Source organism: Tardiphaga sp. 215_C5_N2_1 (assembly GCF_052076055.1).
Taxonomy (GTDB): domain Bacteria; phylum Pseudomonadota; class Alphaproteobacteria; order Rhizobiales; family Xanthobacteraceae; genus Tardiphaga; species Tardiphaga robiniae.
In genome coordinates this window covers 489,418-502,212 of sequence record NZ_CP197240.1, presented here as the reverse complement: position 1 = coordinate 502,212, position 12,795 = coordinate 489,418, and the positions used below count along the sequence as shown (strand labels likewise).

The 12,795-nt window shown below is 64.0% G+C and carries 9 protein-coding genes; 4 read left to right on the top strand and 5 right to left on the bottom strand.

Annotation, left to right across the window (positions count from 1 at the left end):
- Positions 1-40 precede the first annotated feature (40 nt).
- From AB7828_RS02200 to AB7828_RS02190, 3 genes are all read right to left on the bottom strand, one after another.
- Complete coding sequence (locus AB7828_RS02200) at positions 41-1,111, bottom strand: DUF2793 domain-containing protein (protein WP_441229281.1); 1,071 nt, start codon at positions 1,109-1,111, stop codon at positions 41-43.
- A 101-nt stretch (positions 1,112-1,212) separates the two neighbouring features.
- Positions 1,213-5,067, bottom strand: coding sequence for a baseplate multidomain protein megatron (locus AB7828_RS02195; protein WP_441229280.1), 3,855 nt, complete (start codon positions 5,065-5,067; stop codon positions 1,213-1,215).
- Positions 5,067-5,507 (bottom strand): NlpC/P60 family protein, encoded by a 441-nt coding sequence (locus tag AB7828_RS02190; RefSeq protein WP_441229279.1) that lies wholly within the window; start codon positions 5,505-5,507, stop codon positions 5,067-5,069. Before AB7828_RS02190 ends, AB7828_RS02195 begins: the two co-directional genes overlap by 1 nt.
- A gap of 195 nt (positions 5,508-5,702) precedes the next feature.
- Here AB7828_RS02190 and AB7828_RS02185 point away from each other — a divergent pair, with 195 nt between their 5' ends.
- The 3 genes from AB7828_RS02185 to AB7828_RS02175 all read left to right on the top strand — a co-directional run bounded on the left by AB7828_RS02185 (position 5,703) and on the right by AB7828_RS02175 (position 8,128).
- Positions 5,703-6,125, top strand: coding sequence for a GFA family protein (locus tag AB7828_RS02185; protein WP_439083619.1), 423 nt, complete (start codon positions 5,703-5,705; stop codon positions 6,123-6,125).
- A gap of 31 nt (positions 6,126-6,156) precedes the next feature.
- Positions 6,157-6,669, top strand: a complete 513-nt coding sequence (locus tag AB7828_RS02180) for a DUF3455 domain-containing protein (RefSeq protein ID WP_441229278.1) — start codon at positions 6,157-6,159, stop codon at positions 6,667-6,669.
- A gap of 268 nt (positions 6,670-6,937) precedes the next feature.
- Positions 6,938-8,128 carry a helix-turn-helix transcriptional regulator gene (locus tag AB7828_RS02175; RefSeq protein ID WP_441229277.1) on the top strand — a complete coding sequence of 397 codons (1,191 nt, stop codon included), beginning with the start codon at positions 6,938-6,940 and terminating at the stop codon, positions 8,126-8,128.
- Positions 8,129-8,168: 40 nt separating this feature from the next.
- On the opposite strand, the gene AB7828_RS02170 is transcribed toward AB7828_RS02175, so the two are convergent.
- Positions 8,169-10,781, bottom strand: coding sequence for an autotransporter family protein (locus AB7828_RS02170; RefSeq protein ID WP_441229276.1), 2,613 nt, complete (start codon positions 10,779-10,781; stop codon positions 8,169-8,171).
- A gap of 587 nt (positions 10,782-11,368) precedes the next feature.
- On the opposite strand from AB7828_RS02170, the gene AB7828_RS02165 reads away from it, so the two are divergent.
- On the top strand, positions 11,369-11,509 hold the full coding sequence (locus AB7828_RS02165) for a hypothetical protein (protein WP_170849700.1): 141 nt from the start codon (positions 11,369-11,371) through the stop codon (positions 11,507-11,509).
- Positions 11,510-11,712: 203 nt separating this feature from the next.
- On the opposite strand, the gene AB7828_RS02160 is transcribed toward AB7828_RS02165, so the two are convergent.
- Positions 11,713-12,636 carry a LysR substrate-binding domain-containing protein gene (locus AB7828_RS02160; protein WP_441229275.1) on the bottom strand — a complete coding sequence of 308 codons (924 nt, stop codon included), beginning with the start codon at positions 12,634-12,636 and terminating at the stop codon, positions 11,713-11,715.
- Between the last annotated feature and the right edge of the window lie 159 nt (positions 12,637-12,795).

Genomic DNA, 12,795 nt, shown 5'->3' with positions numbered 1-12,795 from the left:
TGATGATCCTGTGGGGAGAGAGATCGTCGCCGTCGCGCAACTAGGCGATGCGGTGGCCGTAGAAGCCGTTCTGCGCGGCGGCGATATAGCCGTCGTTGGTCTCCATCGCGGCCCAGACCGAAATGGCATCGCCGGCGGCGAGCTTGAGCAGCGCATGGCCGCTCAGCATCGTCCGGTTGCTGATGAGCGCCGACGACGTCTGCACGCGCGTATCGTCGAGCAGCTCGACGCCGTTCTTGTACATGGCCGCCGTCAGCGTGGTTGGCACCGCCGCATTGGCCTTGAACATCACGCGGAAGCCGAGCGCATAGACGCCGGCGACCGGCGCGACGAACTGGTTGTTCGCGGCATCGAAAACGCTCTGGTCGTTATGCCGGCTATTGTTGAACTGCACCTTGGTGAAGGTGTTCGCCGCGCAATATTTGTCGAAGTTCAGATAGGCGAGAAACTTCGGGGACTGCTCGAAACTGACCTGCCCGCTGGTCTTGTCGACTGCCAGCGCGGTCCGATAGGTCACGCCATCGGCGGAGACCTTGATCGAGAGATCGTCGCTGCCGAGCAGGCCGATCAGCGCGCGCGGTGAATAGTTCGACTGCAATGTGAAGCCGACATCCTTCGTTGCATTCAGCTTGTTGAACGTCACCCGCAGGTCGCCGCTGCCGGGTGTTACGTCGTCATGCGACAACAAAACGGCATCGGACTTGACGCTGAAGCGGTTGCTGCTGTCCGCCGCTGTGTTGACGCCGAGATGGTCGATACTGTCGAGCGCAAGGTTGCGCAGATCGCGCCACAGCGCGCCGTCGAACACCATCATCACGTCATCGGCGATCGACCAGACGCACCAGCCGGCTTTCGGCACGAGGAAAGCCCAGGTACCGTCCTGCCATGTGGCGATGGCCAGCGCATGGCCGCTCCAGGCCCCTGACGCCCCGGCCGCCACGATATGCCGTGCGCCCTCGGCCGGCGATGCCGGCGGTACGGTTCGCGTCACATCGAGTACCGAGATCTGGATCGCCGCGTCGAGAATGCGCAGCGCCTCGTTGTGGGTGACGTGTTTCTGCGCCTGCCCGCCATCGATGAAGGGCAGTCCGAGATTCGGCGTGTCGGTCATGTCTACGGTCTCGCGCTCTCAGCCGTCATTGCGAGCGCAGCGAAGCAATCCAGAAAACCAAGAGCTGGATTGCTTCGTCGCTATGCTCCTCGCAATGACGATCACAATGAAATTATACCCTCGGTCGCATGCCCCGCTCCGACCGTGCCGGAGAGCTGCGCGACGCGCAGATGCAGGCTCGGCTGCGGCGCGCCGAAATCGGCGACCTCGTCGGCCACCGCATAAAGCGCCTGCAATGTCGTGCAGGCGATGCTGCGGATGACCGACGTGCCGGACAGAATCTCGAGCCGGTACGCCTCGCCGTCTTCGCCAAGGGGCACTTCGGCATTCCAGCCATCGCCATCGAGACGCGTGCGCCTGATCCATGAGATCTGGATGCCATCGGGCTTGCGCACGGCTTTTACATGCACGGGCGCGAGCGGCAGCAGCGCGCTGCGATCGGGCGTCAGCACCAGCGCGACGGCCGAGGCATCGTCATGGCTGCGGCCATTGCCGACGACGCGCAGCGACAATGGTCGTTCGAGTGCGTCGAGTCCCCGTGCGATCGGTACCAGGCTTCTGTCGAGCACCACGAACGGCGCACCAACCGGCAATAGCGCTGCCATCGCGGATTCCGACCCCGCCTGCCCGCGCAGCAGCCGCGACAGCTTGTAGGTGTTGGCCTCGACCAGTTCGGCATTGGCAAACTGGATGATCTCCCAATCGCCATCCGCATTCCGCAGTGCTGCGGAATTGCTGCCGCCGAGCACCCGCGCGTCGGACAATGACGCCAGCGCGCCGCCATGGAGCTTCACGCGGCATGTGCTGGCATTGTCCCATCGTGCGGTCGGTCCGGCCGGCAGCGCATCCAGTGTCTCGCCGATCACCGCAGGCGTCGCCGCGACCGCAGCGACCTGGAAACTCGCGCCGTCCTTCGATTGCCAGACCACCACCGAGCCCGGCCATGGATTGGCGAAGACAGCGAGCCGCGTCAGCACATCGGCATTGGCGCCGTCGATCACCGGCAGGTTCAGCGCAATCGCCTGCACCGGCCCGAGCGCCGCCGGCACCGGCGGCAGCTTGATCTCGGGCGCCAGCAGCGGCACGGCAAACACGTCGGGATCGATACTGCGCGCCGTCACCTGCCGCGCCTGCGTATCGACGAGCCCGCTGATCTCGAACAGCCGCCGCCGGTCATTCAGCGTCAGCGCAATCACGTCGCCCGGCGCCAATGCGAGCGCGCTCATACCCACGGCGAACTCCGCGCGCTCGCGCCCGGCCCACAGATCCTGCAGCCAGACTTCCGCGCGCTGTGTCGCTGCCGTATCGCTGGTGATGACGGCGAGGTCCGCATGCAGCATCCGGCTGGCGCCGCCGGTGAGTTTGCGCGAGGACACCGCCGAGCGCCGATAATCCGTCAGCGCATCGCTGAAACCGATGCTGACCTGACGGGGCAATTCGGTCTCCTGCGCGCGGACCAGTCGCGCCAGCGCGCCGTCATCCGGCGCCACCAGATCGTCTTCGGTGAATTCGGCCACCGGCAGCCCGCCGCGCGGGATGAAACGGAGCGTGCCATCCGCCGCCGTTGCATCGAAGGCATAGGCCACCGACAGCGGCTCGATCATCGCCCGCGGCGCCATCGGCCGGTCCACGACATAGCCATCGCAGCCGCCGGCCAGCGCCGAAGCATCGATCGCCGTCACACCGGCATCCGTTGCCAGCCTGTCGACCAGCGCATCCAGCGGCGCACCGCCGAGCCGGCCGTTCAGCCAGTGGCCGGTATGCCAGTTGGCGCCGTCGCCCCAGATGTCATCGGCGGCCGGAAAGATCGGATAAGGCCGCGAGTCCCAGGTCCAGACATGAATGGCCGATACATCGATCATCCGCCCGCCATAGACAGGCGACACCGGATTCTCCATGTCGCTTGCGCCGAAGGCCGGATCGAACGCAGAGATGAGCGCTTCCAGATGGCGCCGCTGCATCAGGTCGCCGCGCGCGCCGCTGGAGAAATACGGCGCAAAGTTCTCCGACGATTTCGGATCCGGAAACACGCTCGGCTGATTGGCGCCCTTGTCGACGGCGGGACAGCCGACCTCGGTCAGCCAGATCGGCTTGCTGCGCGGAACCCATGCCGTCGAACTACCGAGCTCCGCATGGCCGACGCGCTCGTGATGCGCATTGCCCCACCAGTTCCAGAGATCCTTGACGCGATGGATCCACGGCTTGCCGATGCCATCGGTGATCGCGACGCGCGCCTGCGCATCGCGCGCGTTATCATCCGGATAGTACCAGTCATAGGCTTCGCCGCCCGCAACATTGCTGCGCAGATAGGCGCGATCATAGATCGTGTCGGCGAGATCACGATCAAGATGATCGGCTTCATCGCGCCAGTCGGACAGCGGCGCATAGTAATCGATGCCGACCGCATCGATGGCGGCCGAGGCCCAGAGCGGATCGAGCGGAAACCGGATCTCCGACGCGTCACTGGTTGCGACATGCGCGCCGTATTCGGTCCAGTCCGCGCCATAGGTCACGGCCGTACCGCCCCCGACGATCGTCTTCACGTCGGTTGCGAGCGCAATCAGTTGAGCGACAGCGGGATAGACGCCGAGTGCCGAACGCACGCGCGTCAGCCCCGGCAGTTCCGAGCCGATCAGAAAGCCATCGACGCCGCCGGCAAGCGATACGAGCTGCGCATAATGCAGCACCATATGGCGATAGTTCCAGACACCTCCGGCGAAGAAGTTGTCGATCTTCGCGCCCGCGGTTGCAGTGCCGTCGGGCGAGCCAAGTTGTCCCGGCGCGGGATCGCAGGTGATGCGGCCGCGCCAGGGATAGGCCGGTTGCGCGCCCGCCCCGCTCCACGGATCTGGCAGGCCGTTGCCATCAGGCACATCCATCATCACGAACGGATAGAATGTGATCTTCAGCCCGCGCGCCTTCAGTTCGGCGATCAGATGCACGACGCTCTCATCGGACGGCGTACCGCCGAATGCCGCGCGGCCATCGATTTGCGACACCACATAGGCGGAGGGGCGCGTGACACCAGCCACCGACCACGTCAGCGGACTGGTCGTCTTGGCGGGGTTGTCGATGCCCGGCCGCACCACGCAGTAGTCGGCGCGCAGATCAGAACCGAACCACGCCACGACAATGGCGACGCGCTGCAGGTTCGGGCACAGGCCCTGCAGATCGTCCAGCGCCGCCACCACATCGGACCGCGCGGAGCCGTGATGGCGGTTCTCCGGGGCGGATTGTCCGGGGCCGAGCAGCTGCACCACCGTGGACGGTTCATAGCCGAATTCGGTGGTGCCGGGGATCAGCGTCACCGCGCGCACCATCGCTTCGAGCAGGCCGATCGGTCGGATGATCTCGAAGGACAGTTGCGGAATCCGGTTGCCGAAATTCGCCAGCGGCAAGCGCTCAAACACGACATAAGCCAGCCCGCGATAGGCCGGCGCGTTGCCCGCGCCCTCTTTCGCGACGATCAGCCCGTCCGGTATCTGGTCTTCGGTGCCGCGATAGACGCGAAAATTGATACCGTCGAGATCGAGTGGCTTGCCGTCAGCCCAGATCCGCCCGACGCGGCCGATCACGCCGTCGCAAAGCCCCACCGCGAAATTCGCGAAGTAACTATAGGTCGTCGTCGTTGTGGTCGGCCCGCCGCCGAGCCCCTTGCCGCCGTCGGTCGGCACCGTATCCGACGTTGCGACTTCCTCCAGCGGCGTCGCCCAGATCACCTGACCGCTCAGCCGCGCGCGGCCATAGATGCGCGGGATCGGCGCCCCCTCGGTGGACGCCATCACATCGAGATCGGCCAGTTGCGGCCCGCTTGTGGTCTGATCGCCGGAACCGAACAGCGCGCTATCGATCGCACCGCCGAGCGCCGCGCCGGCGAGCTGGCCCGCGATCGCGCCAAGCGGCCCGAACATTCCGCCGATGGCGCCGCCGGCCGTCGAGAGAACCAGTTGCGACATCAGCTCACTCCGGGAAAGCGAAACGCGTAAGCCAGACGACGACGCCACCAGGGTGTCAGCGCGACCTCGCAGACGGCCGCGCCGTCATGGGCGTGGATCATCGTGCCCTCGCCGCTGGCAATCGCCGCATGCTTGGCCACATAACCGTCGCGCCAGCGAAACAGCAACACGTCGCCGGCGCCGATCTCATCCACCGCGATAGGCACGAGATGACGCAGCGCCGCCTGCGCCAGCGCTTCCTCGCCCCGCGCCTCGGCCCAGTCCGGCGCATAAGGCGGCGGTGCTTCCGGCTCGTCGCCGATGCAGTTGCGCCAGACGCCGCGCACGAGGCCGAGGCAATCGCATCCGACGCCCTTGAGCGACGCCTGGTGCTGATAGCGCGTGCCGATCCAGCTCCGCGCCTCGGAAACGAGGACCATAGGCGTGAGCGTTTCGATCATCACGTGAACTCCATCGCGTCAGCGATTGCGCGACGCGCCACATCGTCATTCGGCACGCGTATTGCATCGACACATCTTGTGATGCTGGCTCATTCGATCGAATGACGCTTCGCCTCGCGCGCCGCTGCTAGCAGCATGCCCGGCGCGCCCGCTTCGCGGCGAGGCACGATGCACAAGCAAGAGGAAACGAGAGCAATGACACATGTTGGAAAGTGCTTCTGCGGCGCAGTCGAACTAGAAGTGGATGGTGCCCCGGAAGCGATGGGCTATTGCCACTGCAGTTCATGCCGTTCGTGGTCCGGCGGTCCGGTCAATGCCTTCAGCCTGTGGAAGCCGAACGCCGTGCGGATCACCGCGGGCGCCAAGCATGTTGCAAGCTTCCAGAAGACACCGCTCAGCCAGCGCCAGTATTGTAGCAAATGTGGTGGGCACCTGCTGACCAATCATCCGACGTTCGGCCTGGTCGATGTCTTTGCGGCGACCATCCCGACACTTCGTTTCGAACCCGGTGTCCACGTCAATTATGCCGAGACCGTGCTGCCGATGAAGGACGGCCTGCCGAAGTTGAAGGACTTTCCGGCGGAGCTCGGCGGCTCCGGCGAGGCCGTCGCTGAATAGACATCACGCGCGAGGTCCCATGAACGATCACATGACTTGCAAAGTGAAGTGCAGACTGTTCGGGGCGGCGCTCATCGCCGCCCTCGCCGCGTTGACGCATCCGGTCGCAGCTCAGGTGCCGTCCGAAATTGCCGAGCCGGATGCCACGATCGTCGCGATCTATCACGCGGAGGGCGCGCAGGTGTATGAGTGCATGGCGGCCTCCGACGGCAAGCTCTCCTGGAGCTTCCGCGAGCCGATCGCCACGCTGCTGTCCAACGGACTCACCGTCGGCCGCCACTATGCGGGCCCGCATTGGCAACTCACCGATGGCAGCACGCTGCGCGGCAAAGCGGTTGGCCGCGCACCAGGTAAAACCGCGAGCGATATCCCATGGCTCAAATTGACGGTGACTGACCGGCATGGCGACGGCAAGCTCGCAATGGTCGACGTGATCCAGCGCATCAACACCAAAGGCGGCGTTGCCGCCGGCCCCTGCGATGATGCCGGCCAGTTTCTCAGCGTGCCCTATTCGGCAGACTACGCATTCCTGCACAAGGATTGAGTGTTCCGCATCAATTGAATTTGGTTCAAATGACGGCGTCGCAAGCGCCGTCATTTTGCTATCAAAAACCGATCGGCGCACGTCCGCGATTTTCGATTTATTCCGCGTATCATCCGGAAAATATTTCGCGCGCTGAAACACAGCTTCTGCGCGTTCGGCAACGACATCGCCGCCGGAACCACATAGCTTTCCAATCACGCATCGTCGATGTGCCGGCACAGGCACGCATGCAAAGGTGCATGCTCACCTTCCCGAGAGATAGTTGCAAATGACGTCAGTGACTCCGCTCTGGCCGATGGCCGCCCGGCTTGCATCGCCTGACCTCGCAGAAGGCGCAGAACAGCTCAGCGACCTGATCGGCTGCATCTACGACACCGTCCTCGACTCGTCGTCCTGGACGAATGCGGTCGAGCGCACGATGCAATTCGTCGGCGGCGTCGGCGCCAGCCTCTATACCAAGAATGCAGCCATGCCGTCGGGGCATATTCTCCACGTGGTCGGCATTTCCGCGGACTATCAAAGCTCCTACTTCGACAAATATGTTGCGCTCGATCCCACCACGACCGTGCAGTTCTTCGCAGAGCTCGATGAACCGATCGGGATCGAGGACATCCTGCCTTACGCGGAGTTCAAGCAGACCCGCTTCTACAAGGAATGGGTGCAGCCGCAGGGACTGGCGGATTGCGTCAATTCGGTGCTCGACAAGTCCATCACCAATGTCGCCATGTTCGGCGTGTTCCGGCATGAGCGTGACGGCGTCGCGGATGAGCGCGCACGTCACCGGATGCGGCTGATCGCGCCGCATATCCGCCGCGCCGTGATGATCGGACGCATGTTCGATCTGAAAGCCGCCGAGGCCGCGACGCTGGCGGATACGCTGGACGGGCTGAGCGTCGGCCTGTTCCTCGTCGATTCGGCTGCGCGCATCGTCCATGCCAACTTTGCCGGCCATGCCATGCTCGATACAGCGGACGTCCTGCGCGCCTCCTCCGGCCGCCTCAGTGCTCGCGACAGCCAGGCCGATCGCGCCTTGCGGGAGGCCCTCGCCGTCGCCGGTGACGGCGACAGCGCGCTCGGCACCCGCGGAATCGCCATGCCGCTCGTCGGCAGCACTGGCGAACGATACGTCGCGCATCTCCTGCCGCTGACATCGGGCGCACGGCGACAGGCCGGTCTGGTCTATTCGGCCACCGCGGCTTTGTTCGTGCGCAAGGCGGATATCGACGCCACCTCGCCGCCCGAACTCATCGGCAAGACATTCCAGCTCACACCGTCAGAGCTTCGCGTCCTGCTGGCGATCGTCCAGGTCGGCGGCGTGCCGGAGGTCGCTGCAGCGCTCGGCGTCGCCGAAACGACGATCAAGACGCATCTCAGCCGTCTGTTCTACAAAACCGGCACCCGGCGGCAGGCGGATCTGGTCAAGCTGTTCGCCGGCTATGCGACGCGCGTGATCGGGTAGACGCCAGATAATTTGCCGCGAGTATGTCGTATCTCGTCGCTCACCAGACGATGCGGAAGCCGCCAGTGCCCTTGTAGCTGCGGTTCGCCGCCGCGTCCTCAAGGCTCGCGCTATAGGAGACCTCGCCGAAGACGGCGTAGCGACCGTTGGCCCAGCTATAGGTGCCGCCGCCGCCGATGCTGCCCCACAGCCGGTCTTGCGCGCTGGCGAAGCCGGTGCCGGCGACATCGACACGGGTGCCGTCGAGGAATTCGTAGCGCAGGTTGCCGATGCCGTAGATATCCGAGCGCACGATGCCTGCGCCGTCGTTCCAGGTCTTCTGGTGGTTGAGCGCAAGGCCGGCGCGGCCGAGCAGGCTGTCTCCGTCGCGCAGCGACACCGGGGCGCCGAACCGATCGGTGAAGCGATCGAACTCGGCCTTCGAATAGGACAGCTGCGCCTGCGGCGTCAGCGACCAGCCGTTGCCGACAAAGAACCGCTTGCCGGTTTCAGCGCTGAAGGCATAGCCCACCCCTTCGTTGCCGTGGGTCATGCTGCCGGCCAGCACCGAGGAGAGATCGCTGCGGTAGAACATCGATTGCGCCTGGCCGTCGACATAGAAGCCGTTGTCGCCGAACCATGTCAGCGTGCCGCCGACACCCGAACCTTCGACGCGGATCCGGCCATTGCCGAAGGCCGATGCGATATTGGCGGTTGTCAGGCCATATTGCCCGGTGAGACCGACGATCAGCCTTCCGCGCTCGTTCTCCATCAGCAGACCGTCGAGGCCCGCCTGCACTTTCAGCTGGTCGGCCTTGTAGGTGGAGCCTGTCGTGGTCGAGGGCTGCAAATCGGATTGGCCGCCTTCGATGCGGCCCCAGAACGCCGTGGGCGTCGGCGACGCCTCGCCTGGCGCCAGCGCGACACCGGCGCGCGCCATGGCATCGCTGCCGCCCCAATAGCGATTGCCGACGCGCTGCTGCATGGTCGGCAGCTCGTTCATGCCGAGCAGCACCTGCGCATAGTTTTCGTACAGCGGAACGCCGGGCTGATAGAGGGGACCAGCCGGAGCAGCCGGCGGAGGATTGATCAGACTGGAGCGCAGATACCAGTCGCCATCGGTCGGCGTGCTGAGGCCGTTCTTCTGCAGCGTATAGGCATAGGCGCCGCCGACCACCGCCTGCTGGCCCTGGATCACATAATCGCCGAGCAGTGAGAACGCGCCGTTCGACGCGCCGCCGACATCGACGATCTTGATGCCTTCGACGGTCTGCGCGCCGCCGCCGCCGACATTGTTGACGCGCAGCGACGATGAGCCCGACGTCGCTCCCTGCACCCGCAACAGGTCCGTCGGCGAGCTGTCGCCGCCGAACCGGGTGTTGAGCTGCACGGTGCCGCCATTGCCCACATAATTGCCGGCCACGGTCAGCGTGGTTCCCGGCGCGCCGCCGAGCATGACCACGCCCGCATTGTCGAGCGAGGTGAGCGTTTGATTGAAGCCGGCAAGATTGAACGTGCCGCCGGAGGCGACGTTAAAGGCCGACGTCGTGCCGAATATATTGGCGGCTCCGGCCCGCAGGGTGCCGCCGTTCACATTGGTCGCGCCGGTGTAACTATTGGCGCCCGACAATGTCTGCGTGCCACCGCTGACCGTCAGCGCGCCGGTGCCGGAGATGATGCCGGCGAACAGATCGTTCTTCGCGTTGGTGATGGCCAGGTTCTTGGTACCCAGCGCGACGGTCCCGCTTCCCGCGAGACTCTGGATGCTGGTGCCAGCCGCCGTGATACCCGTCACATTGAAGGCGCCGTCCGCGATGACCCGGCTGGAATTGGCGATGGCGCCGGCGCCTGACAGCGCAAGTCCGCTGCCGGCCACGATCCTCGTCTCGCCGGAATAGGTGCTGTTCGCCTGCAGGCCGAACACGGTGCCGCCGGTGATGGTCAACCCGCCGATGCCGCTGAAACCGGATGTCGCGTCGGTACCCACGGTGAAGCCGTTGGTATCGATGGTCAGCCCGCCCGCGAGAAGGTTGAGCTCTCCGGGATTGAAGCCGTTGATGAAGGTCGCATTATTGGCTCTGGCGCGCAGAATGCCATTGTCGAAATTGGCCTGGCTCGCACCGGCGCCGCCCCGTAAGAACTGAGTCTCCAGCGTGCCGCCCCCGCTGACGTTGACCGTGCCGGAAGACGAGGCGCCGTTGCCCACGGTTATGCCGGCTACTGCTACGACTTTCCCACCGTTTTCAATGTTCAGCGTTCCGCTGCCTAGAAAGCCGAGAGACACCAGTCCGTTGACCAACCATTGTGATCCGGGTCCGGTGACAGTGAGGATGCCGCCGCTTGTGGCGTTAAGTCCGAACCGCGCGATGCTGCTGGTGGTCAGGGTGCTGCCGTTCTGGATCGTCAGGTTGCCGAACGTTCCAAGCGTAGCGCTGCCGAGAACTAAAGTCCCCGTCACCCCGGTCGCCGGACCGCCGACGCCGAGGATAGTCGCATTTGGCGATGTCGTGTTCACGTTCGTGGTGCCAGCTCCGGCGGGAATGATTCCGGCTGTCCAGTTGGTAGCGAGCGTCCAGTCATTGCTGACGGCGCCGGTCCACTCTGAAAGTTGCGCTGTTGCTGGTGCGGCAAACAAGGCCGTGAGCGCCGTTGCCGAGGCGCTCGTCAGGAGCAAGCGAAGCAATCGGGCACGTTTGCGCGCGGAGGAAGGCCGAGTCCGGTTCGGACTCATGCGCCGCCTGTCATCTGGCTGTCGTCGGATTGCTACTTCAACCACGCATTCGCGCATGATGCTCGTTCCAGTTTCGCTCTCGGGTTCGCAAGGTTCGAGGATGCGAATCTTGAGGCGTGCAATCCGCGAAGAATAGTTGCGACGGTAAATGAGCTAACTCAATCCGACAATAAACTGGAGCGTGTTCTAACTAACAAACATGCGGCGTGTGTCGCTCGCGCAACGAAAGACGCTTAACAAAGTCTTTCGAGATCGGCGCGCGAAGCCGGTGATATCACCGACACATTGCATCATTCGCTGCGGGGCAGAGTTTCGTTACCACCGAAGCGCAGCGGACATTGGTTACGCCCGCACCGATCAAGTTCAATCTATGGATGCGCGCCATGGTTCGATGTCTCTCACGTCGCAACATGGCAACGCGCGCAACAGATGAATGTGAACGCGTATCCGTCATTCGTAGGACGCTTGATATCACGGCTCCATCGATGATGAGCCACGACAAGCGCGTCTCTCATTCGGATGGACCATCGATGGCATTACTCGAACGTCTGCTCTACGCCGCCGCAATCGCGTGCTTCGTGATCGTTCACTACGTCGCCCTGCAACGAATCGATGCCGTCGCATCACACGCGACCCACACGCCATCCGTCACCCTGCAGGGGACGGATTGATCGCGCTCATCCGCCGGATCCTGGCATCGGATGACTCATGACGAAATCCTTGCCGGGGATCTGCGGCAAGCCGCTGACATGATCGACATTGCCGATACACCAGGAAGCTGTTCGGGGCCGGAGAGCGACCGACGAGTACCCTGATCGGCGTCGCCGCTCGCGCCTTGCCCCAGCGGTTCATGGAAGCGACGGTGTTATCGACGCTAGCTCCGGACGAGATCGCGGCCTTGTTGCTCGAGCCAGTCGCAGAACACGGCGATATGTGGATCGGTCCGTCGCGCTTCCGGCAGATAGGCAAAGTAGCTTCGCGCCGAAAGACTGATGTCCGGAAACGGCGTCATCAATCGCCCGGCCGCGAGATCATCGGCGACCAATGCGGTCGGCCCCATCGCCACGCCGAGTCCGTCGATCGCGGCCTGTATGGTCAGATAGAAATGATCGAAGGTCAGGGATGCCTCTGGGCGAAGGGCGGGCTCTCCGGCCTCAGCCAGCCAGTCGCGCCATAGCCGCGCCATCGAGGAGACGTGAAGCAGCGTATGGTGCGACAGATCGCGGATATCGGTCAGCGGCGCCCGATCCAGGATGGTCGGACTACACACCGGCAGCCGCCGCTCCCCGAACAGGAAACGCGAGGTGTAACCGGGAAAAGCGTCCGGGCCACCTCTGATCACGACATCGAACGGCTCTGCCAGAGCGTCGATCGTCTCGTTCGACGTGCTCAAGCGTACCTCGATGTCGGGATGCTCCGCACGAAAAGCGCCCATGCGTCGCAACAGCCATCGCAGACTGAAAGTTGCGAGAGCGTTCACATGCAGCACGATGGATGGCGCGTCATGCCGTCTGGTTCGATGCTGCTGCACGGCAGCCGAAATACGATCGAGCGCCGGTCCGAATTCGGTGAGCAGCGCTGCGCCGGCAGGCGTCAGCACGACCCGTCGGACCGAACGCCGAAACAGCGCCGGAGCACCCAGCCAGTCTTCCAGTAGCCGGATCTGCTGACTGACGGCGCCGTGGGTCACGCTGAGTTCAACGGCCGCCTCCTTCAGACTGCCGAGGCGGGCGGCGGCTTCGAAGGCGCGGACCGCATTCAGCGGCGGCAAACTACGGCGCGGGACAAAGATGGACATGCTTGAGAATTTCTAACTCATGATCTGAGTATTACTGGTTTGTGACGGCCTGAAGTCTGGTTCAGAGTGACTTTATAGCGTTTTCGAGCGAAGTGGAGACCGGTTCGCGTCAAGAAAACGCGTCAAAACAAAAAGCTAGAGCCTGGTTCTGATTCAATC

Coding starts and splice junctions, on each gene's coding strand:
- AB7828_RS02185 (WP_439083619.1), top strand. CDS start 5,703: ATGACACATGTTGGAAAGTGCTTCTGCGGCGCAGTCGAACTAGAAGTG.
- AB7828_RS02200 (WP_441229281.1), bottom strand. CDS start 1,111: ATGACCGACACGCCGAATCTCGGACTGCCCTTCATCGATGGCGGGCAG.
- AB7828_RS02165 (WP_170849700.1), top strand. CDS start 11,369: ATGGCATTACTCGAACGTCTGCTCTACGCCGCCGCAATCGCGTGCTTC.
- AB7828_RS02160 (WP_441229275.1), bottom strand. CDS start 12,636: ATGTCCATCTTTGTCCCGCGCCGTAGTTTGCCGCCGCTGAATGCGGTC.
- AB7828_RS02180 (WP_441229278.1), top strand. CDS start 6,157: ATGACTTGCAAAGTGAAGTGCAGACTGTTCGGGGCGGCGCTCATCGCC.
- AB7828_RS02190 (WP_441229279.1), bottom strand. CDS start 5,507: ATGATCGAAACGCTCACGCCTATGGTCCTCGTTTCCGAGGCGCGGAGC.
- AB7828_RS02175 (WP_441229277.1), top strand. CDS start 6,938: ATGACGTCAGTGACTCCGCTCTGGCCGATGGCCGCCCGGCTTGCATCG.
- AB7828_RS02195 (WP_441229280.1), bottom strand. CDS start 5,067: ATGTCGCAACTGGTTCTCTCGACGGCCGGCGGCGCCATCGGCGGAATG.